Genomic DNA, 20,390 nt, shown 5'->3' with positions numbered 1-20,390 from the left:
ACGTCACCAACAAACGAAAGCCGGAGCCGTCCCATGACCGCCCCCCAGATTGAACTGACCGCGCGCGCCGCCAAGCGCATCAACGCCATTCTCGAATCCGAGAAGGCGGGCGTCATGCGTATTTCCGTCGAGGGCGGGGGGTGTTCGGGCTTTTCCTACAAATTCGATCTCGATCAGGCCGCATCCGACGATGATACGGTGCTGGAGCTGGATGGCGCGAAAGTCGCCATCGACAGCGCCTCCCTGCCCTTTCTGGCGGATTGCACGATTGATTTTGCCGACGATCTGATCGGCGCGACCTTCAAGATCGAGAACCCGCATGCGACAGCGGCCTGTGGCTGCGGCGTTTCTTTCTCGATCTGATGGATATTCTCGACGCGCTCCGCTCGCGCATTTCCACGCGTGGCTTTCTGGACAAGCCGGTCAGCGAAGCCACAATCCGCGCCATTCTGGACGATGCCCGCTGGGCGCCGTCCGGCGGCAATCTCCAGCCGTGGAAAGTCCATGTCGTCGCCGGCGAGGCCCGGCAGGCGATCATCGACGCGGTGAAGGCGAAAATGGAGGCCGACCCGTTTGGCGATGAAAACGCTTTCCCGGTTTATCCGGAGGAGCTGTGGGACCCGTATCGCTCGCGCCGCTATGCGGTCGGCGAACAGATGTATGATATTCTGGCGATCCCGCGCGAGGACAAGGCCGGACGTTTCGGCCAGGTCCTGAAGAATTTCGAGTTCTTCGATGCACCGGTGGGCCTGTTCTTCACCATTGATCCACGCATGAACCCCAATCAGTGGGCGCATCTCGGCATGTTTATCTATGCCGTCACCCTCGCCGCTGAAGGCCACGGCCTCGCCACCTGCATGCAGGAGGCCTGGACGCGGTTTACAAAGACCGTCGGCTCCGCGCTGGGCCTGCCGGAAGATGAGCAGGTCTATTGCGGCATGGCGCTTGGCTATGCGGATCCCGAGGCCCCGCTAAACACGATGCGCACAGAGCGGGCGGAGGTGGACGAGATCGCCAAATTCCGGGGCTTCTAGCAGGGTGCTCTGAAAGAGCACTCGCTATCAGCAAATGCCGCCAGCGCAGCGGCCCTCGCCCGTTGCAACGAGCACAATCAATGGGATCAGCCAGACTAGCGGGACCAGCAAGCCGATCAGCATCCCGTTTCGCGGCCGGAAAAAGAAGGTCAGCCAACCGGCCGCCAGACCAATCAACGCGAAAAGCGGACCGGCCAGAATCCATAAAACAAGAAGATCCGGCAGCCCACCGATCTGGGTGCCCAGCGAAATCATTGTCGATGGCAGCCAGAGCAAAAAACTGCCCAGCAGAATTCCAAGATCAAACAGGCCGACCAGCACCATCAGAAACAGGGCCCAGATGGTGATCCGCCGCCGGGGTGTTGAGGGAGCGCCAGCCATCAGCTTTCCTCCGGTTTGACCGGTCCACACTCAACACACCCAGTCACCATCGCAACGCCCCAGCGCATTGGCGAAGATGGCCAGAACGCTCAGCCCCCAGAGCAGGGGCGGAATAATGACGATGCGGATGCCCGTCACCGGTCGGAAAAAGAAGGTGATCCAGCCGACCAGCAGGCCTGCACCTGCAACAAACGGCCCGGCAAACATGATCACGATCACCGCCCCCAGCGCGAAGCCCGTGTCCTGACCATCAAAAGCGGTGGTGAATGTCATCAAATTCGGCGCCCACATGGCGAGGCCGAACAGCCCGATCGCCACAGCGACAAGGCTGGCAAATAGCAGGCGAACCACTTTCCAGACCGTGATCCGCCGCCGCGGGGGTGCTACACTTCCATCAGCCATCAGAGATTCTCCTGCCCGCAAGAAAGACCGCCGATGACCATCACCATCGCCACCTGGAACGTCAACTCCGTCAAAGCCCGCTTGCAAAGCGTACTCGACTGGCTGCGCGAGGCGGCGCCGGACATTGTCTGCCTGCAGGAAATCAAGACGATAGACGAGAATTTCCCGCGCATGGAGATCGAGGATCTCGGCTATAATGTCGAAACCCACGGGCAAAAATCCTATAATGGCGTCGCCATCCTCTCGAAATTTCCAATCGATGAAACCGTCGTGGGACTGCTTGGCGACGACGAGGATGACCAGGCCCGCTATCTGGAAGCGGTGATCTCGACCGATGACGGCGTGGTCCGCGTCGCCTCCATCTATCTGCCCAATGGCAATCCCGCGCCGGGTCCGAAGTTTGACTACAAGCTGGGCTGGATGAAGCGCCTGAAAGCGCGCGCCGAGGAACTCCTCACTTATGAGGAAAACCTGGTACTCGCGGGCGACTATAATGTCATTCCCGGCGATGCCGATGTGCACGACCCGGCCGCCTGGGAAGGCGACGCTCTTACCCGACCGGAATCCCGAGACGCGTTCCGCGCGCTTTTGTGGCTGGGCTTTACCAGTGCGTTCGAGCAATGCGATGGCCGCGCGCATCAATATACGTTCTGGGATTATCAGGCCGGTGCCTGGCAGAAGGATCATGGCATCCGCATTGACCATTTGCTGTGCTCACCACAAGCCGCTGATCACCTCAAATCCGTCGAAATCCATAAGGCCACACGCGGCAAGGCCAAGGCGTCCGATCATGTTCCGGTCGTCGGCACCTTCGACTTTTGATGCAAATTTTATTCACGTAATCATTCATATTCCCGTCAGTCCCTGACTGCTTGTCTCCGCGATACCGGGGGGAAAGCAATCGGGGAGGTCTGTCATGAGACTCCGAACTTTATTGCTGCCGGTATTTGTGGCGGCCAGCGTGTCGCCGGCTTTGGCGGCGAATGGCGATTCCGTCCAGGCGTCGGGCGACTCGGTCGAGGCGTCGGCGCAGGTCGCGGCAGAACTGGCGGGCGCGAGCATCCCGGTCGCCATGGGATCCGCCGTCATCATCGCCGGCAGTGGCGCGGCCATTGCTACCGGAAATTTTGGCTATGCCGAACGCGGGTTTGATGTGGGCGGAGCGATCATTGATTTGCCGCGCGACGAAAACGGCGGCTTTGTTGTATCCGACACCGTCATTGTCGCAGACCCTCCACCGGATGTGCCATTCGACGCCCCGTCGCAACCGGACAAGGGAGAAGACTGATGCGCTGGCTCTTCCTGATCATCGCCGTCCTTGGTCTGTCCACTCCTGTTCTGGCAGGCTCGAACGCCGCACCTTCCGGCCGCTTCACGCCGCAGGAGGCTGCCGACTTTTCCAAGCAGATTGAACGCGATCTGGCCGCGCAACAGGCCCGTTTGGCCATTGTCTTTCGTGCCGGGGAAAGCCGTGATGAATTGCCCGACGGCGTGCGCTATACGCATGGCGCCTTCTGGATTTACCAGCCCATCGAGACGGCCGGGGGCACCACGGAATATGGCTATGCCGTGTACAATCTCTATCACGGCGAGGAGGACCGCCTTACGTCCAGCCTTGTTCAGGACTGGCCCATCGACTTCACCCTGCCCGACGGGAATGGTCAGGTCGGCATCATCATTCCATCGCCAGAGATGCAGCGGCGCCTGATCGCGCTGGTCGCCTCAACCGATTACGCAGCGCTGCATAATCCGGACTATTCACTCGTTTCCAACCCGCATGACCGGCGGTTCCAGAACTGCACCGAATTCATGCTCGATGTCATCGCGGCAGCCGCTTGGCAAACGACAGACATCGACCGGATCAAGACCAATCTCCGGGCGCATTTCCGTCCCGCACAAATTCGCCTTGGCCTATTGACCCGGATTTTCGGACCCATGGTGGACGAACGGTTTCGCACCGCTGATCACGATGGCCGGATCCGGACCGCAACCTGGCGCACCATGGCGGATTTCATGCTGGAAAATGGTCTGGCCGCTAACGTTTACGAGCTCTCGGCAGATCACTTGTCGGGCGATGGGACACTCTGATCCTTCAGCGCGGTGGCGAGAATGCCTCGCCACCTGTCGGTCTATGGACGGGTTTCTTCCAGCACGTTCTCGCCGAGTTCAGGCGGGCGGACCATCAGGTCCAGCATGCCGGTCACCAGTTCGATCTCGCTCAAGAGGGTACGCACGCGCTTTTCATCATCCAGCGGTTTGAACAGGCTGCCCGGTTCGAACAGATTTCCCGTTTCAACCGCGATCAATAGCTCGCCGCCGCCCTGACGCTCGTCGAAGGCCGCGCGGACCTTCTTGCCCTTCACGGCGGTTTCCAGTGCGATCAGCCGCTCCATGAAAGTCGGCGTCAGAAGGTAACGCGACATCACCTGGTCGGTGGAATAGACCTCGAATATCTTCTCGAATTTCGGATCAACCAGCCCGACGCGTTCCAGCTTGGTATTGCCGAAATTCTTACGTCCCCAACCTTCCAGCGCATTGAAAATACCGGCATCTCGGGTGATCACGGTCACGCCTTCAACGGTGCGCGGAAACTCGACGCGGATCAGCAGCCCGCGAAAGACGGTGACCCAGGTGGTTTTCTTGTTCGACCGGCGGCGCTGTTCCAGCTTGGCCTCGTAGAGCTCGAAGACAGAGCCATGACGTTCGCCGATGAAATGATCTTCGAAACTGTCGCGCTGTGAGGACGGGATCAGCCCGTGCTCGCGAAAAACGCTGAACCGAGCCGGGGCGGGCGGCCTCAGCGAATACTGCATGGCCGAGGCTTCGGCGAGCCGGTTCAACAAGCCGACCTTTATTTCCTTGCGTAGCTCCATGAATTTGGTGCTGCCGAGGAAGCTGCCGCCCATAACGGAAACGATAAAGGCGAAAAAGCCCAGCGGTTCGGCGGAGTTGGCGACAAAGAAAATCGCGGCAATGAGTCCGATCCCGACACCCCCTCCCACGCCCAGAAACAGGCGTTTCACGGCGTCCTTGCGGCGGTCCTCGCGTTCGGACAGGAAGGGCGAAAGCTCATCTTTCCAGATGGCTTCCATTTCGGGCGAAAGCGGCGTTGAGTCGGTCATGGGTGAACGTTAGCGGCAGCGCCGTCAGGCGCAAATCGAAATCTCCTACGTCCGTCATCCCGGACAGGCACGGCCTGATCCGGGACCCATTCCGGCGATTCAATGCCTCGGCATAGGTTCCGGGTTCACGCCATTGGCGTGCCCCGGAATGACGAGTAGTCGGCAGCTATCCCAAACGCGCCCTTGCCTCTTCCAGAGCGGCTTTTTGCGCAGCGTAATCGGCCATCTTGGCACGCTCCGCCTCAACCACCGCCGCCGGGGCGTTGGCGACAAAGCGCTCATTGCCCAGCTTTTTCTCCAACCGCGTGATCTCACCGGTCGTGTTGGCGATTTCCTTGTCCAGGCGGACCCGCTCGGCATCAAAATCAATGACGCCTTCCAGCGGCAGGGCATAGGTCGTATCCGCCACGACAATCTGGGCCGAGCCGTCCGGTGCTTCAGCCGCCGGGCCGATGCTTTCGAGGCGGGCCAGCTGACAGATCAGCGAGCTATGACGCTCCAGCCGCTCTGCCAGATCGCGGGACGCGCCCACAGCCAGACCCGCCGGCTTCGCTTTCGCCGGGATATTCATCTCCGAGCGCAGCTTGCGGATTTCGGTGATCAGGCTGACCAGCCAGTTCATTTCGTCCTGCGCCGCCGCATTCGTGAGACCGTCCAGCTGCGGCCAGCCCGCGACGATCAACAGCGTGTCGCGGCCCTTGTCTCCGGCCGTCTTTGCCCACAACTCCTCGGTGATGAAGGGCATGAAGGGATGCAGAAGCTTCAAGGCCACTTCCAGCACATAGGCTGTGGTCGCCCGGGTCTCGGCTTTCGCGGCCTCGTCCTCGCCATTGAAAAGCGGCTTGGCAAATTCCAGATGCCAGTCGCAGAACACATTCCAGACAAAGCGGTAGGCCGCGCTCGCCGCTTCGTTGAAGCGGTAGGTTTCAAGCCCGGTCGCAACGGCTTTGGCCGCGACCTCGGCTTCACCCAGCAGCCACTGATTGACCGTCTGCTTTACTGCTTTCGGATCAAAATCAGGATCCGGCAGGCAATCATTCATCAGGCAGAAGCGCGCCGCATTCCACAGCTTGGTGCCGAAATTGCGATAGCCCTCAACCCGGTCTTTCGACATGCGGATATCCCGGCCCTGTGCCGCCAGCGCGGCCAGCGTGAAGCGCACAGCATCCGCACCGAATTCATCCACCAGCTCCAGCGGATCAATCACATTGCCCTTGGATTTCGACATCTTCGCGCCGTGCTCATCGCGCACCAGGGCGTGGATATAGACATCCTTGAACGGCACGACGGGTTGGTCATTCTCATCCCGCATGAATTTCATGCCCTGCATCATCATCCGGGCGACCCAGAAGAAGATGATGTCGAACGCCGTCACCAGAACGGAGGTCGGATAGAAGCGCTCCAGCTCCTTCGTCTGCTCCGGCCAGCCCAGCGTCGAGAACGGCCAAAGGCCCGAGGAGAACCAGGTGTCGAGCACGTCTTCGTCTTGCCAGATCGCGTTGATTGGCTCGCCATCGGCAGACTTGTTCAACTTGATTGCGTCAGCCCTGTCAGACGCAATAACGACGCCACCGCCGAAATGCTTATTTGCTTCGGCAACTGCCTCTTCTTCGCTTTGGGCCACAAAAATTTCGACAGAACTCGTGATAAAGTGCCCTTCTTGGGCGCGCCTAAAACCATACCAAGCGGGTATCCGGTGCCCCCACCAGAGTTGCCGCGAGATGCACCAAGGCTGGATGTTGCGCATCCATTCAAAATAGGTCTTTTCCCAATTCTTCGGATGGAAGGTCGTGCGGCCGTCTTCCACGGCGGCAACGGCATCCTTGGCCAGCACATCGGCTTTCACAAACCACTGATCGGTCAGGAAGGGCTCGACCACCACGCCGGAGCGATCGCCGAAGGGCTGTTGAACTTTTTTGTCCTCAATCCCGTCCAGCAGGCCCAGCTCGTCCATGCGCTGCACCAGTTTCTCGCGCGCCTCGAACCGGTCGAGCCCTCGCCATTCTTGCGGAATGCGCATCGCGCCTACCGCCACTTCATCCATCGAACCAATATCTTTCAGGTATCGCGCTTCTCGATCGAAGATATTGATGAGCGGCAACTGATGCCGCTGACCGACTTCATAATCATTGAAGTCGTGCGCAGGCGTAATCTTCACCGCGCCCGAGCCCTGCTCCGGATCGGCATGCTCATCGGCGACTATTGGAATCTCGACGTCCGCGATCGGCAGGCGGATTGTCTTGCCCACCAGCCCGGCATAGCGCTCATCATCGGGATGCACGGCGACGCCGGTATCGCCCAGAACGGTTTCGGGCCGGGTCGTCGCCACGACGATATAATCACGGGTTTCCCATTCGGTCGCCTTGCCGTCCTCGTCGAAAGCGATCGGGAATTCATAGGTCGAGCCATCGGCCAGCGGATAACGGAAGCGCCAGAAATGTCCGTCGACTTCCTTGTTTTCCACTTCCAGATCAGAGATCGCCGTCTGGAAATGCGGATCCCAGTTCACCAGCCGTTTGCCACGATAGATCAAGTCCTGATTGTAGAGCTCGACGAAGACTTTCAGTACGGCCTTCGAGAGGCCCTCATCCATGGTGAAGCGCTCGCGACTCCAGTCGCAGGACGCGCCCAGCCGGCGCAACTGGTTCAGGATCGTCCCGCCGGATTCCGCTTTCCATTCCCAGATGCGCTCGATGAAAGCCTCACGGCCCATATCGCGGCGCGAGATATTGCCTTCGGCAGCCAGTTGGCGCTCGACCACCATCTGGGTTGCGATACCGGCATGGTCGGTTCCGGGCTGCCACAGCACCGCCTTGCCCAGCATGCGGTGATAGCGCACCAGCACGTCCTGCAGCGTGTTGTTCAGCGCATGACCGATATGCAGGCTGCCCGTCACATTGGGCGGCGGGATGACGATGGAGAACGTCTCCGCATTCGGGTCATCCTTCGGCTGGAAGGTCCCGGCTTCTTCCCATTCCGCGTACAGGCGCGGCTCGGCGGCTTTGGTATCAAATGTTTTGTCTAGCATGGCGGCGGATACATAAAGGGCGCCGACGATTTCGTCGACGCCCTATTCTTTTCTGTTTCAGTTACGGGCTTAGCGTCGACGCGAAATGCGCTGGATTTCACCTTCGACTTTTTCTTCCACGATACGCGGCAGGTTTGCATCCAGCCATTCTTTCAGCATCGGGCGCATCATCTCGCGAACAATGCCTTCCAGAGTCAGGCCATCGGCGCTGGCAACCCGAAGGTTTTCAGCGAGCGCATCAAATGCGCCAGCCGCCGCTGTTGCCGCCGGCGTACCAACGAGTGTTTCTTCATCGGATTCAGGTTCCGGTGCCGGCTCGGGCGCCGCTTCCATCGCGGGCTCGGGCTCAGGTTCCGGTTCCGGCAATTCCACAACAGGCTCGTCCTCTTCGCGGTCGACAATCATCAGATCGTCATCAATCGCGAGCGGGTCCGTGCCGTTGCCAACATCTTCAACTTTTTCGGTGAGCTCGAGAACTTCTTCCTCTGCAGCCGGTTCCGGCTCGGGAGCGGTCTCTGCAACGGGCTCGGGTTCCGGCTCCGGTGCCGGTTCCGGTGTTGGCTCTGGCGCCGCTTCAGCGGCAGGTTCGGCCGCCTGTGCCTCCTCGGCTGGAGCCTCGGCGTCGCCACCTTCCTCGTCCTCGTCAATGATCCGCCGGATCGATGCGAGGATTTCCTCCATGGATGGTTCGTTTTCTGCAGCTTCTGTAGGCATGAGCGGGCAATCCCTCTTCCGACGCTTCCCCTGTTGGGCGAATTAAAGCCGGTCTTCTGGCCAACTGTCCACCCGGAAACACCAGTTTTTTACGGTTAATTCCACGGCGTGAAGTCGAAATCACCGCCGGCAGCCTCGGACACATAGGGTTCCGGCTCGCCGACAATGTTCAGCGTATCCGCAGTGAGGAGCCCCATGGCCTGCAACAGCGTCAGTCCCGCGACATAGGAATCCCGCTGCGCGCTGGCGAGCGTCAGGCGGGCATCCAGCAATTCCTGCTCGGCGTTCAGCACATCGAGCGTCGTGCGCAGACCGACAAAGGCTTCCTGCTGCACGCCTTCGAGCGCGATTTCATTGGCTTCGACCGATTGCTGGCTGGACTCAATCACAGAGCGGCTGGCCACCAGATTGTTGAACGCCGTCGTGACGACTTCCGTCACCTGACGACGGGCAGCGGTAACGCGCATCCGCGCCTGATCGGCATTGAAGACGGCCTGACGGACGCGGGACCGATTGAGCCCACCCGTAAACAGCGGTACCGACACCTGAGCCGACACCGAAACACGGTCGGTTTGATCGCCGGAGATTTGCTGGTCGCGACCGCGGCTGGCCGACGCCGAGAGCGACACGTCGGGCACATAGGCACCGCGTGCGGTCTGAATGGAGGCACGCGCCGAATCTTCCGTGAATGCCGCAGCGCGCAACGGCGGGCTGAAATCGAGCGCAATTTCTAGAGCGTCTTCGAGGGTTGCCGGCAACTCCGGAAGCGGTGGTTCTTCTGCCAGCGTCGCCGGATACTGCCCCACGAGCGCCGCATAACGCGCGCGGCTGGCCGCCAGCTGAGACAGCGCCGCGGCAAACTGGGCACGCGCGCTCGAGAGCCGTGCCTCGGCCTGAGAAACGTCCGTGCGCGTAATTTCGCCGACTTCGAAACGATCTTCGGCCGCATCAAGCTGAGCGAGAAGTACTTCGACATTGTTGCGGCGGATTTCCGCGATCTCGACGTCGCGGCGGACATCCAGATAGGCGGTTGCCGCTTGCAGCAGAATATTCTGTTCAGCGCCGCGCAATTGCTCGCGCGTGGCCTGCACATTGGCTTCGGCCTGGCTTATCGCGCCATTGATCTCGCCGCCTCGCCAGATCGCCTGATTGGCGTCAATCCGGTAGGTTTGCGGTGTTACGGTATTGGACTGGTTGAAGAACCCGCCCGAACTCTCCGTTGTCGTATTGCTGATCCCGGCTGAAGCCGAAACGCTCGGCAACCATCCGGACCGGGCCTGGGTGATGGTCTCCTCAACGGCTCTGAGGCCAGCGCGCTCTGCCTGCAGTGTCGGATTGGAGCGATAGGTCAGCTCCAGCGTTTCCTCAAACGTTTGAGCCTGAACCGGAAGCGTGAGCAGGGCAGCCGCGAACGCGCCCGTGGAGATAATTTTTCTGAACATGTGAAACCCTCGAATTCCGCCCCAGTTTATACAGGAATGCGCGCAGGCATAGTGTCGGCTTTGTAAGGTTTGTAAAACCACCGCGTAGTGAACGTTGTTCACATAATAAACACAGCCAACAAATCAAGTGGCGCTTTGCCGCATCAGAAGACGAAGCCGGCGGCCTTCTCGAAACCGGGAATGATTCGCGGCGTTGAATCGAAGACCACGCGCTGGCCAATGCTGTCGCCGGACCGCGTGTAGATCATCGCTTTGCCAACAGAGCCCCGGCGAACAATCACGGCCAAACGGCCGCTATCTTTCAACTGGTCGAACCAGACGCGCGGCGTTTCCTCGACAGCGCCTTCGACAAAGATGACATCGTAAGGCCCCTGCCCCGGCGCGCCCTTGAGCGGGTCGCCCTCCAGCACGGCGGCATTGTCGCATCCGGCATCAGCCAGAGCGTCGGACGATTTCTTTACAAGCGCTTCGTCAGCTTCCACGCACACAACGGTTTCGGCCATCCGCGACAGCACGGCAGCGGCATAGCCGCGCCCGCTGGCAATGTTCAGGACCAGTTCGTCGGGCTGCACCTGCGCCGCATGAATCAGCAGGCCCAGATCGCGCGGACGCAGCATCCAGCGGCCCGCTGCCGCTTCGACTTCGCAATCGGCATAGGCGACGGCGGCCTTGCTTTTCGGCATGAATTTATGGCGCGGCAAGGTGCGCAGCGCTTTCAGAAGACGGCGGTCTGTGACGTCAGCTGTGTGAATCTGGCTGTCGACCATTGCATCGCGTTCACGGGAAAAATCCGGCACGTGGGCCCCCTCTGATTTACCAAGGCGTGGCGCTTATATCGCGCGTTGAAAGCCTGCGGCAACACTTGATGACGGCAATCGTGCGAGAACACGTTGCCGGAACGTTTTGGCTCGGTTACAAACCGCGCTCACCGCAAGGATGGCTCCGTGGCGGAGTGGTGACGCAGCGGATTGCAAATCCGTGTACCCCGGTTCGATTCCGGGCGGAGCCTCCAACTCAATCGAGACTTGCCAATAAACGGATGGCGATTATTCCGCAGCCTGCGGTGCCGACACACCCGCGCGCTGCAATTCCGATTCGAGTTTGCCCGTGACGGCCAAAAACAGCATGTGATAATCGCCCCGCAGCGACCACAGCGGATAGGTGAAGGTCGCCGGCTTGTTCTTTTCAATGAAGGCATGGCTGACCCAGGCGAAGGAATAGCCCGAGAGCGGAACAGCCAGCAAAAGCCACCAATTCATCGTCACCAGCGCAAAGATCAGCACACCAATGGCGAGAATCGAGCCGATATAATGAAAAATCCGCGTTTGTGGCTTGGCGTGCTCTTGTAGGTAGTAGGGAAAGAAATCGCCATATGTTGTGTATTCACGCATGTCTCCGCACCTCCCGCTAAGACTTCTGCAATCAGGTTGAATCTTTTTCGACCAAAAGGCCAGAGCGTTAACCTCGCATTTACCCTCTTCTGGGAATGTATGCATGTCTTCCCGTGAAGACACCCCACCATCCACCCAATGCCTTGTCGGGAGCCAATTTGGCTCCCGATTTTTCTTTGTGCATTTGTTGGAGCATCAAGGCTTGCCGCCGGAACAAATCCAGTGGTATAGCCCCGGCCTCATTGCTAAGGCTTTTCCCTGGTAGCTCAGTTGGTAGAGCAGGTGACTGTTAATCACCGGGTCGGCGGTTCGAGCCCGTCCCAGGGAGCCAGCAATGACGCCCCTCCCCTGACATAAAATACCACTCAGATTCGAAAAACACTGATCAATTTTGATGTTCGGTCTGTATTCCGGTGGGGATTCGGCCTATCTCGCACATGCAACATAGCCTGCGGGCGAATCAGACGGATACTCATCATGCGCTTCAATGGCCGCTATATCGCTGCGTTCGCCATCTTCGTCATTGTCGGGACATTTTTCCTGTTCGGTTCGGTTTTCAATAATCGCGACAACGGGCGCGCCGCAGAAGACGGGCAGGCACCGTCGCGGGCGCCGCGTGTCGTCTATGAAATCTTCCAAGCCGACGAACAACCCGGATTCATCTCGCTGCGGGGCCGCACCGAGGCGGTCCGTGAGGTATCGGTTCGCGCGGAGACCGGCGGCCGGGTCGTGGAAGCTCCGGCACCGGAAGGCGCGCGCGTCTCCGAAGGCGACCTTCTCTGCCGACTTGAAGTCGATGCGCGTCAGGCCGCGCTGGATCAGGCCCGCGCCGATCTGCGCGCCGCTCAGCAGGAATATGAAGGCGCGGTGACGCTCAGCGACCGCGGCTATCGCTCACAGAATTCGGTCGCCGCACTGGAAGCGGCGCGGGATGGCGCCCGGGCCCGCCTCGAAGCCGCCCAGCAGGAAATGGCGAACATCTTCATTCGTGCGCCTTTTGACGGCTGGTTTGACAGTCGCGACGCGGAAATCGGCGATTTCCTGTCGCCGGGCCAGTCCTGCGGCACCGTTCTCGAACTCGACCCGCTATTGGCGGTTGCTCAGGTCGCTGAACGTGAGGTCGGCGCGCTCGAGCCCGGCATGGCGGGACGCGTTCGCCTGATTACGGGTGAAGTCGAGGACGGCACCATCCGCCGTATTTCGCATCAGGCAGATCCGGCGACCCGCACTTTCCGGACCGAGATTGCCATTCCAAACCCGGACGGAGCCTTGCGGTCCGGCATTACAGCCGAGATCATTATTCCTCTGCCGCCGCGGCCGGCGCATCTGGTGCCGACCACCGTTCTGGCGCTGAACGATGCCGGCAATATCGGCGTGCGCATTATCGATGCCAACGACCGCGTCAGCTTTGTCGAGGTCGAATGGCTGTCTGATGAATCCGGCGGCAGCTGGGTGGCCGGCCTGCCCGATCCGGCCCGCGTCATCGTTCAGGGCCAGGATTTTGTCGAGGATGGTGCCGTCGTTGACTCGGTGACGGCACAATGACCGGCATTGTCGATTTTGCTGTTAATCGCGTCCGGATGATTCTGGTGATCTTCGGCGTGCTGCTGATGGCGGGGCTGGTCTCCTATATCACCGCGCCCAAGGAATCCGACCCGGACGTGCCCATTCCCTTCGTGGGCGTCATTGTTCCTCTGGAAGGCCTGTCCCCGGAAGACGCCGAACGGCTGATTCTGCGGCCGGCCGAAACGGAACTGCGCGCGATCGAAGGGCTGGAAGAGCTGAACACGACCGGCCAGCTGGGCGCGGGCTCGATGGTGCTGGAATTTGACGTCACCTTTGACGCCGATCAGGCCATCGTCGATGTCCGCGAGGCGATTGATCTGGCGCGCCGCGAGTTTCCGGAAGATGCCCGCGAGCCGGTCCTGCGCGAAGTCAATGCAGCCCTGGCTCCGGCCATTGTTGTCCAGCTTTACGGCGACGTTCCCGAACGCGCCCTCTATCGTCTGGCGCGAGACCTTCAGGACGAGCTGGAAAGCCTGCCCTCCGTGCTGGAAGCCAATCTGGCGGGGGCGCGTGAGGAATTGCTGGAAGTCATCGTCGATCCGGCGCGCCTGACCTCCTACGGCATTTCATCTGCGCAGGTGATCAACGCAGTTCAGTCCAACAATCAGCTTGTCGCCGCTGGTGCGCTCGATACCGGCGATGCCCGTTTCCAGGTCAAGGTGCCGGGCCTGTTCGAAACGGCTGAAGACGCGCTTTCGCTGGTCGTGGCCCGCAATGGCGATTCCGTCGTCACGCTCGCCGATCTGGCCGATGTGCGTCGCACCTTCAAGGATCGCGATGGCTTTGCGCGCTATAATGGCCGCCCGGCTTTTTCGTTGCAGGTCGTCCGGCGCCCCGGCGCCAATGTTATCGACATGACCGCTGAAGTCCGCGAAGCCGTGGGGATCGCCGCCGGCAATTGGCCGGAATCGGTGGGGCACGCCTTTTCGCTGGATGTATCGACCTATGTGCAGGACAGCCTCAACAGCCTGACCAGTTCCATCACGCTGGCCATTGTTCTGGTGATGATCCTCGTGGTCGCTGCGCTCGGTCTTCGTTCCGCTTTGCTCGTCGGCATCGCGATACCGTCCAGCTTCCTGTTCTCTTTCCTGCTGCTTAGCGTTTTCGGGTATTCGGTGAATTTCATGGTGATGTTCGCCATGGTTCTGGCCGTGGGGCTTCTGGTCGATGGCGCCATCGTTGTCGTCGAGTATGCGGATCGAAAACTCGCCGAAGGCACGCCGCGCCGCGAGAGCTACGCCATGGCCGGCAAGCGCATGTTCTGGCCGATTGTCTCCTCGACCGGCACCACGCTGGCCGCCTTCCTGCCCTTCCTGTTCTGGAACACGATTCCGGGACAATACATGTCCTATCTGCCCACCACGCTGATCTTCGTCCTGTCATCGGCATTGGTCATGGCGCTGGTCTTCCTGCCCGCCTTGGGGTCTGTCATCGGCAAACAACCAATGAAGGGCGATCCCGGCACGCTGGCCATGCTGTCCGCCGAGAGCGCGTCCAAACCAACGGAGCTGCCGGGTATCACCGGTCTTTACGCCCGCACCATCGCATCGCTCGTGCAGCGCCCCCTGACCGTCGCAGGCGTAACGCTTGCCATCGTGATCGGAACGGTTTTCTGGTTCGGCGCTACACCGCACCGTACCGAATTCTTCCTCGATACCGAACCGGAGCAGGTTTACGTTTTTGTGCGGGCGCGGGGCAATCTGTCTCCGGCCGAGCAATATGGCCTCGCCGTGCAGGTAGAAGAGCGCCTCGATGATATCGACGGCATTCGCGGCTACTTCACAACTGCCGGTGCCGCTGCCCAGTCCGGCAGTTTCAATGACGGTGTTTCCGGTGCGCCATCAGATGCCGTCGCGCGTATCTTCATCGAATTCTATCCGCACGGACAACGCCGCGATGGCCGCGAAATTCTCGCCGACATCCGCGAAGCCGTCGCCGACATTCCCGGCCTCGTGACCGAAGTCCGCCCCTTCGAGAATGGTCCGCCGGTCGGCAAGGATGTTCAGGTGGAATTACGGTCCGACAATTTTGAAGCGCTGGATGCCGCCGCCCGGGCCGTCCGTGCCCGCCTCGATCAGACCGAAGGGCTCGTTGACATCGAAGACACGCTGCCCCTGCCCGGTCTCGAATGGCGCCTGCAGGTCGACCGCGAGGAAGCCGGCCGCTTCGGGGCCGATGTTGCCCAGATTGGCGCCGCCGTTCAGCTCGTGACAAATGGCGCGCTCGTGGGGCGTTATCGCCCCGATGATGCCGATGAGGAGGTGGATATCCGCGTCCGTTTCCCTGCCGAATACCGGGGCATTGAGGCGCTGGACCAATTGCGTGTGAATACGCCGGAAGGCTCCGTACCCTTCAGCAATTTCGTAACGCGCAGCGCCCATCAGCGCGTCGACTCCATCAATCGCCGCGATGGCAAGCGGGTCATCGAGATCCGGGCCAATGCGGATGACGGTTTCGCCGCCAATCTCTTGCGGGACGAATTGCGGGCCTGGATCGATACGGAGCAGGCAGAGGGCCGGATTTCCACAGATGTCGACATCCGCTTCCGGGGCGCGGACGAGGAAACCGCCGAGGCCGCCGAATTCTTTGGTGTCGCCATGCTGGCCTCACTCTTCATGATGGCCGTCATCCTCTTGTGGCAGTTCAACAATTTCTGGCACGTTTTCCTGACATTGCAGGCCGTGGTCCTGTCTGTCGTCGGCGTCATGATCGGCATCCAGCTCTCCTTCCCCTACATCTCCGTCCTCTTTGTCGGGACGGGGGTGGTGACGCTGGCCGGAATTGTCGTGAACAACAATATCGTGCTGATCGACACCTTCCATCGCTTGCGGGAATCCGGCTTCGGCGTCGATGAAGCCATTGTGCGCACGGCCGCCCAGCGCCTGCGACCGGTCATGCTGACCACGATCACCACAATTTTCGGCCTGTTGCCCATGGTCTTCCAGATCAACGCAAATTTCGGCACTGGCGTCATCGGCATTGGCGGACCGTCATCGGAATGGTGGGTGCAGCTTTCCAGCGCCGTGGTCTGGGGGCTGGGCTTTGCGACGCTCCTGACGCTACTGCTGACGCCGGTCTTCCTCGGTGTTCCGCTGCGGATTGCGCGCTTCTTCGGCATCGCCAATGAAGACAACGCGGTTTCCACGCATAGCGACGCTGAAGCCGCCCCCGCCGAGTAAATCTGGTAAATCCTGAGTTGCCATGGCAATCTCCACCTAGATTTGGGGGAGACTGTCATGCGCGCATTCATCACATTCCTGATTCTTGTCCTGTTGCCCTCTGCCGGGTTTGCCCAGGACTATGCCATCGAGGCGACGCAGGAAGCCCACATTCGCCAGAGCATCGAGGTCAGCTGGACAGCGGCCGACGAGACCGGAAACATGATTGAAATCCGGCCATTGGAGGAGGGTGCCCGGCGCGTGGCCTATTCCTACCTTCAAACAAATCCTGAATACATCGAAGCGCCCGAACAGCCCGGCGTTTACCTCCTGGTCTTCACGCATGGCGGCGATGTCGTCGCCAGTCAGCCGCTAAGCGTCGTCATGGCGGAAGCGACAATTGCGGCTCCGGAAGCTGCCGGTGCCGGGGAATCGATCGAGGTGAGCTGGACCGGCCCTATCAGCCGCAGCGACTTTATCGCATGGGCGGAGCGCGGCGGTGATCACATCCGGGGCTCATCCTACGGTTATGTCGGAAATTCTCCCGGCGGCAGCCGCAGCCTGCGCGCACCCGCCGATGCGGGCGAGTATGATGTCGTTTACATCACCGGCAGCACTATTCTGGCCCGAGCGCCCGTCACGGTCGGCAGCATATCCGCAACCGTGACCGCACCAGCGACCATTCACGCCGGTGGCAACATAAACGTGACCTTCGAGGGACCAGAAAACTCCGGTGATCTCATCACATTCGGTGATCGCGATGGTGATTCTCGCGCCGGCATCGGCTCCTACACCTATGTCGGAAATGCCACCGGCAACGGCGTGACTCTTCGTGTCGGCGAAACGCTCGGCGAATTCGATGTCGTGTATGTGTCCAATGGCCGGGTCATTGGCCGCTCTCCCATCGACATTGTCGAAGCCAGCGTTGCGATTGACGGCCCCGGCGAAGTCCACGCCCGCTTCATTTTCAATGTGGCCTGGGAAGGCGCCGGCAATGGTGGCGACATGGTCTTCATTTCCGATGCCGATGGGAACCGGTTTGATTACAGCTATATCGACCCGCAAAGCCCGACGGTCGAATTGATCGCGCCAGAAAATATCGGCGACTACACACTCGTCTATCGCACGCCCGGCGGTGCCATCATGGATACCGAGCCACTGTCGGTCACGCCGGCACCCAATCCGCCCGGAGAGCTGATCGTGACCCAGAATCGCGCAGCCCTCGGGGCCGGCGATGCGGTCGAAATCATCCTGGATGCATCCGGCTCGATGCTGCAGCGTATTGGCGGCGATCGGCGCATTGAGATTGCAAAAACCACCCTCACCGCTCTCGTCAACGAGACGATCCCCGAAGGCACCGGCTTTGCCTTGCGCGTTTTCGGTCATCGCGAGGCCGATAGCTGCCGGACGGATCTCGAAATTCCGCTCGGTCCGCTGAATGCCGCGGAAGTCACTGCAACCATCGCCGACGTGAACGCCATGAATCTTGCTCGCACGCCGATCGGAGCGTCCATCGCTCATGTTCGTAGCGACCTGGCGGCCGCGACAGGTCAGCGCGTTCTGGTCGTCCTGACGGATGGCGAGGAAACCTGCGATGGCGATGCGGCCAGCGAGATTGCCGCTCTGCGCGCACTGGGATGGGATATCCGCGTCAACATTGTCGGCTTTGCGATTGATGATGCCGAACTGGAGCAGACATTCGAAAGCTGGGCGGCTGCCGGTAATGGCAGCTATTTCAGCGCGGTGGATGCCGAAGGCCTGGCGGACGCCATGACGCGGGCCGTCGCAACCCGCTTTGAAGTCATCAACGGAGACGGCGAGATGGTAGCATCCGGCCTGACCGGTGGCGATCCGATCACCTTGCCTACGGGCGATTATCGCATCGTCGGTGGCGACGCCGAGGTCAACGCCACGATCATTTCCGAAGAAGTCACGACCGTCGGACTGGATTAGGCCGGTTCTGACGCAGCCTCGGCCTGACGCCGCCACATCTGGGCATATAATCCGTCTTTCTGGAGCAATTCGGCATGCGTGCCACACTCGGCGATCCGGCCCGCTTCGAGGACCAGAATCTGATCGGCTCCGGCGATCGTCGAGAGCCGGTGCGCCACGGCCAAAGTGGTTCGCCCTTTCGCCGCTTCCGCGAGGGCGACCTGCACCTCACGTTCGGTCTCGGAATCGAGCGCTGAGGTCGCCTCGTCCAGAATCAGAAGCCGTGGATTCTTCAGGATGGCCCGTGCCACACCGACGCGTTGCTTCTCGCCGCCCGACAGTTTCAGACCCCGCTCGCCCACGCGTGTTTCCAGCCCCTCCGGCAAGTCGCGGATGAAGGCACCCAGCTGGGCACGATCCGCCGCTTCCATCAGCTGCGCGTCATCCGCCGCCGGATCGCCATACTGGATATTGGCGCGCAGCGTGTCGTTGAAGAGGACGACATCCTGCGGCACGAGTCCCAATTCGGCGCGCAAGGATTCCTGCGTCACTTCCCGAATGTCCTGGCCGTCAATCTCGATCCTGCCCGATGCCGGATCATAGAAGCGGAAGAGCAATTTCAGGAGCGTCGATTTGCCCGCACCGGACGGCCCACAGACGCCGGTAAAACTGCCCGCTGGCAGATCAAAGCTGAGCCCGTCAATCGAACGGTCACGCCCCTCATGGGAAAAGCTGACCTGATCAAACCGGACTGCCCCGCCCCGATCCTCGAGCGCAACAGCCTCCGCAGCATCCGCAACATCCGGCTCGATCGCCAATGTCTCGAACAGGCGTTCCATATCAACGGCCGCCTGACGGATTTCCCGATAGGCCCAGCCGAGAATGTTGAGCGGTTGATAGATATTCATCAGGATCAGCGTCACGGCGGCGATATCACCCACACCCATGACGCCATTCCAGGCTTTCCAACCCGCCACGACGGCCATCGCCAGAAGCCCGAGATTCATGACAAACGCCTGCAAGCCATTCAACAGGGCCAGCGAACTCATGGAGCGGGAGGCAGCGTCTGCATAGCGCGTCAGCGCCTCGTCATAGCGGTCGGTCTCGCGCCGCTCGGCGGCGAAGGACTTTACCGTCTCGAAATTCATCAGCGCATCGACGGCCCGCGCGCTGGCTTCGTTGTCGGCCTCATTCATGTCGCGGCGCAGCTTGACCCGCCACTCCGTCACCGCCGCCGTCGACACGGCATAAAGAGCAACCGTGACAACGGCGATCACCGGGAATTCCCAGCCATAGGCGACGCCCATGACGGATGCCGCGAGCAGCAATTCCACGACCGTCGGCCCGATATTGAACACGAAAAAGCGCAGGAAAAAATCAATCGCGCGCGCACCGCGATCAATAATGCGGCTCAGCGCGCCCGTGCGTTTGGTCTGGTGATAACCGATAGACAGGCGCTGGACATGACCGAAGGCGCGCACGGCCATCAGGCGCTGCGCATCCTGACTGACGGGGGCAAAGAAGGCATCCCGCAATTGCGGCGCTCCGACACTCATGAAGCGGGCGCCGGCGTACAGCAGAAAGGCGAGGACAAAGCCCCAGATGGCCGTATCGGCCGTTCGCTCGGTAATGGCATTCACCCCCTCGCCAAAGGCCACCGGGGCCGTCACGGCGAAGACCTTGGCGATCAGGGTCAGGATCAGGGCCAGCGCCATGCGGGGGCGCCAGCGCCGCATATCGTCTGACAGGAGAAGCTGGAAGAGCCGGCCCAGCGCTTTTCGAAAATCGCCTTCGGGCGGCTTTGTGTCGGTCGGTGTCATCAGCGTCAGATAGGATGAAGCCGGCGCAATAACCAGAGCCAAAAGAAAACGCCGCCCGGGTTTCCCCGAACGGCGCTTCTTCAACCGAAGTTGAAAGACAGACTTAGATGTCTTTCAGGCCAGCTGCCGGACGGAAAGCCGCCGACGTCTTGGCTTTGGACATCATTGTCTCGCCGGTGCGCGGATTGCGAACCTGGCGGGCTTCACGATGCTTGGCATAGAAGGTGCCGAAACCGGCCAGCTGGACATTGTCCTTGCCTTTGACGGCGCCAACAATGGCTTCGATCGTGGCATCGACAGCTTCGCCAGCTTGAGCTTTGGACATGCCAGTGGAGTCGGCGACAGCCTTGGCGAGATCTGATTTGTTCATTTTGGGTCTCCCCCAGAGTGTTGATTAGGT

18 protein-coding genes and 2 tRNA genes are annotated in these 20,390 nt (G+C 60.6%); 10 read left to right on the top strand and 10 right to left on the bottom strand.

From position 1 onward, the window contains the following. The first annotated feature begins 33 nt into the window (after positions 1–33). Both P0D52_RS04540 and P0D52_RS04535 read left to right on the top strand, forming a co-directional pair. Positions 34–363 carry a HesB/IscA family protein gene (locus P0D52_RS04540; protein ID WP_394694251.1) on the top strand — a complete coding sequence of 110 codons (330 nt, stop codon included), beginning with the start codon at positions 34–36 and terminating at the stop codon, positions 361–363. Then, a complete protein-coding gene (locus P0D52_RS04535) occupies positions 363–1,034 on the top strand; it encodes a nitroreductase (RefSeq protein ID WP_394694250.1) in 672 nt (223 codons plus the stop codon). Before P0D52_RS04540 ends, P0D52_RS04535 begins: the two co-directional genes overlap by 1 nt. Positions 1,035–1,061: 27 nt before the next feature. Here P0D52_RS04535 and P0D52_RS04530 read toward each other — a convergent pair whose 3' ends face one another. Both P0D52_RS04530 and P0D52_RS04525 read right to left on the bottom strand, forming a co-directional pair. Further along, a complete protein-coding gene (locus P0D52_RS04530) occupies positions 1,062–1,415 on the bottom strand; it encodes a hypothetical protein (RefSeq protein WP_394694249.1) in 354 nt (117 codons plus the stop codon). A gap of 30 nt (positions 1,416–1,445) precedes the next feature. Continuing rightward, complete coding sequence (locus P0D52_RS04525; protein ID WP_394694248.1) at positions 1,446–1,817, bottom strand: hypothetical protein; 372 nt, start codon at positions 1,815–1,817, stop codon at positions 1,446–1,448. A 33-nt stretch (positions 1,818–1,850) separates the two neighbouring features. Here P0D52_RS04525 and P0D52_RS04520 point away from each other — a divergent pair, with 33 nt between their 5' ends. The 3 genes from P0D52_RS04520 (at position 1,851) to P0D52_RS04510 (ending at position 3,905) form a co-directional block, all read left to right on the top strand. Then, the gene (locus P0D52_RS04520) at positions 1,851–2,639 is read left to right on the top strand and encodes an exodeoxyribonuclease III (protein WP_394694247.1); all 789 of its coding nucleotides are present in this window, start codon (positions 1,851–1,853) and stop codon (positions 2,637–2,639) included. Positions 2,640–2,733: 94 nt separating this feature from the next. After that, entirely contained in the window at positions 2,734–3,105 is a 372-nt protein-coding gene (locus tag P0D52_RS04515; RefSeq protein WP_394694246.1) for a hypothetical protein, read from the top strand. Continuing rightward, positions 3,105–3,905, top strand: coding sequence for a DUF2145 domain-containing protein (locus P0D52_RS04510; protein WP_394694245.1), 801 nt, complete (start codon positions 3,105–3,107; stop codon positions 3,903–3,905). Before P0D52_RS04515 ends, P0D52_RS04510 begins: the two co-directional genes overlap by 1 nt. A 41-nt stretch (positions 3,906–3,946) precedes the next feature. Here P0D52_RS04510 and P0D52_RS04505 read toward each other — a convergent pair whose 3' ends face one another. The 5 genes from P0D52_RS04505 to P0D52_RS04485 all read right to left on the bottom strand — a co-directional run bounded on the left by P0D52_RS04505 (position 3,947) and on the right by P0D52_RS04485 (position 10,920). Continuing rightward, the gene (locus tag P0D52_RS04505; protein ID WP_394694244.1) at positions 3,947–4,939 is read right to left on the bottom strand and encodes a DUF3137 domain-containing protein; all 993 of its coding nucleotides are present in this window, start codon (positions 4,937–4,939) and stop codon (positions 3,947–3,949) included. A gap of 166 nt (positions 4,940–5,105) precedes the next feature. Further along, entirely contained in the window at positions 5,106–7,967 is a 2,862-nt protein-coding gene (locus tag P0D52_RS04500) for a valine--tRNA ligase (protein WP_394694243.1), read from the bottom strand. 69 nt (positions 7,968–8,036) lie between these two features. Then, positions 8,037–8,681: a DUF2497 domain-containing protein gene (locus tag P0D52_RS04495; RefSeq protein WP_394694242.1), complete on the bottom strand. Its 645-nt coding sequence runs from the start codon at positions 8,679–8,681 to the stop codon at positions 8,037–8,039. Positions 8,682–8,776: 95 nt separating this feature from the next. Further along, positions 8,777–10,123 (bottom strand): TolC family outer membrane protein, encoded by a 1,347-nt coding sequence (locus tag P0D52_RS04490; RefSeq protein ID WP_394694241.1) that lies wholly within the window; start codon positions 10,121–10,123, stop codon positions 8,777–8,779. A 143-nt stretch (positions 10,124–10,266) separates the two neighbouring features. Next, positions 10,267–10,920 (bottom strand): protein-L-isoaspartate O-methyltransferase, encoded by a 654-nt coding sequence (locus P0D52_RS04485; protein WP_394694240.1) that lies wholly within the window; start codon positions 10,918–10,920, stop codon positions 10,267–10,269. Between the two features lie 141 nt (positions 10,921–11,061). Between P0D52_RS04485 and P0D52_RS04480 the strand changes: the two genes are divergently transcribed. After that, positions 11,062–11,135 (top strand) — tRNA-Cys (locus P0D52_RS04480). A gap of 34 nt (positions 11,136–11,169) precedes the next feature. Here P0D52_RS04480 and P0D52_RS04475 read toward each other — a convergent pair. After that, positions 11,170–11,514 (bottom strand): Mpo1-like protein, encoded by a 345-nt coding sequence (locus P0D52_RS04475; RefSeq protein ID WP_394694239.1) that lies wholly within the window; start codon positions 11,512–11,514, stop codon positions 11,170–11,172. 255 nt (positions 11,515–11,769) lie between these two features. Here P0D52_RS04475 and P0D52_RS04470 point away from each other — a divergent pair. From P0D52_RS04470 to P0D52_RS04455, 4 genes are all read left to right on the top strand, one after another. Then, positions 11,770–11,845 (top strand) — tRNA-Asn (locus tag P0D52_RS04470). A gap of 146 nt (positions 11,846–11,991) precedes the next feature. Further along, positions 11,992–13,059 carry an efflux RND transporter periplasmic adaptor subunit gene (locus P0D52_RS04465; protein WP_394694238.1) on the top strand — a complete coding sequence of 356 codons (1,068 nt, stop codon included), beginning with the start codon at positions 11,992–11,994 and terminating at the stop codon, positions 13,057–13,059. Next, positions 13,056–16,259 carry an efflux RND transporter permease subunit gene (locus P0D52_RS04460; RefSeq protein WP_394694237.1) on the top strand — a complete coding sequence of 1,068 codons (3,204 nt, stop codon included), beginning with the start codon at positions 13,056–13,058 and terminating at the stop codon, positions 16,257–16,259. The genes P0D52_RS04465 and P0D52_RS04460 overlap by 4 nt, the downstream gene beginning before the upstream one ends. Positions 16,260–16,316: 57 nt before the next feature. Beyond that, positions 16,317–18,191 (top strand): VWA domain-containing protein, encoded by a 1,875-nt coding sequence (locus P0D52_RS04455; RefSeq protein ID WP_394694236.1) that lies wholly within the window; start codon positions 16,317–16,319, stop codon positions 18,189–18,191. On the opposite strand, the gene P0D52_RS04450 is transcribed toward P0D52_RS04455, so the two are convergent. Together P0D52_RS04450 and P0D52_RS04445 are read right to left on the bottom strand one after the other, a co-directional pair. Beyond that, positions 18,188–20,032, bottom strand: a complete 1,845-nt coding sequence (locus P0D52_RS04450) for an ABCB family ABC transporter ATP-binding protein/permease (RefSeq protein ID WP_394694235.1) — start codon at positions 20,030–20,032, stop codon at positions 18,188–18,190. The genes P0D52_RS04455 and P0D52_RS04450 overlap by 4 nt on opposite strands. Before the next feature lie 61 nt (positions 20,033–20,093). Beyond that, positions 20,094–20,360 carry an HU family DNA-binding protein gene (locus tag P0D52_RS04445; protein ID WP_109260761.1) on the bottom strand — a complete coding sequence of 89 codons (267 nt, stop codon included), beginning with the start codon at positions 20,358–20,360 and terminating at the stop codon, positions 20,094–20,096. Between the last annotated feature and the right edge of the window lie 30 nt (positions 20,361–20,390).

This window comes from Hyphobacterium sp. (assembly GCF_043584775.1).
Taxonomy (GTDB): domain Bacteria; phylum Pseudomonadota; class Alphaproteobacteria; order Caulobacterales; family Maricaulaceae; genus Hyphobacterium.
Note: the sequence above shows the minus strand (reverse complement) of the source record. Positions and strands in the feature narration are given on the sequence as shown.

Coding starts and splice junctions, on each gene's coding strand:
- P0D52_RS04540 (WP_394694251.1), top strand. CDS start 34: ATGACCGCCCCCCAGATTGAACTGACCGCGCGCGCCGCCAAGCGCATC.
- P0D52_RS04535 (WP_394694250.1), top strand. CDS start 363: ATGGATATTCTCGACGCGCTCCGCTCGCGCATTTCCACGCGTGGCTTT.
- P0D52_RS04530 (WP_394694249.1), bottom strand. CDS start 1,415: ATGGCTGGCGCTCCCTCAACACCCCGGCGGCGGATCACCATCTGGGCC.
- P0D52_RS04525 (WP_394694248.1), bottom strand. CDS start 1,817: ATGGCTGATGGAAGTGTAGCACCCCCGCGGCGGCGGATCACGGTCTGG.
- P0D52_RS04520 (WP_394694247.1), top strand. CDS start 1,851: ATGACCATCACCATCGCCACCTGGAACGTCAACTCCGTCAAAGCCCGC.
- P0D52_RS04515 (WP_394694246.1), top strand. CDS start 2,734: ATGAGACTCCGAACTTTATTGCTGCCGGTATTTGTGGCGGCCAGCGTG.
- P0D52_RS04510 (WP_394694245.1), top strand. CDS start 3,105: ATGCGCTGGCTCTTCCTGATCATCGCCGTCCTTGGTCTGTCCACTCCT.
- P0D52_RS04505 (WP_394694244.1), bottom strand. CDS start 4,939: ATGACCGACTCAACGCCGCTTTCGCCCGAAATGGAAGCCATCTGGAAA.
- P0D52_RS04500 (WP_394694243.1), bottom strand. CDS start 7,967: ATGCTAGACAAAACATTTGATACCAAAGCCGCCGAGCCGCGCCTGTAC.
- P0D52_RS04495 (WP_394694242.1), bottom strand. CDS start 8,681: ATGCCTACAGAAGCTGCAGAAAACGAACCATCCATGGAGGAAATCCTC.
- P0D52_RS04490 (WP_394694241.1), bottom strand. CDS start 10,123: ATGTTCAGAAAAATTATCTCCACGGGCGCGTTCGCGGCTGCCCTGCTC.
- P0D52_RS04475 (WP_394694239.1), bottom strand. CDS start 11,514: ATGCGTGAATACACAACATATGGCGATTTCTTTCCCTACTACCTACAA.
- P0D52_RS04465 (WP_394694238.1), top strand. CDS start 11,992: ATGCGCTTCAATGGCCGCTATATCGCTGCGTTCGCCATCTTCGTCATT.
- P0D52_RS04460 (WP_394694237.1), top strand. CDS start 13,056: ATGACCGGCATTGTCGATTTTGCTGTTAATCGCGTCCGGATGATTCTG.
- P0D52_RS04455 (WP_394694236.1), top strand. CDS start 16,317: ATGCGCGCATTCATCACATTCCTGATTCTTGTCCTGTTGCCCTCTGCC.
- P0D52_RS04445 (WP_109260761.1), bottom strand. CDS start 20,360: ATGAACAAATCAGATCTCGCCAAGGCTGTCGCCGACTCCACTGGCATG.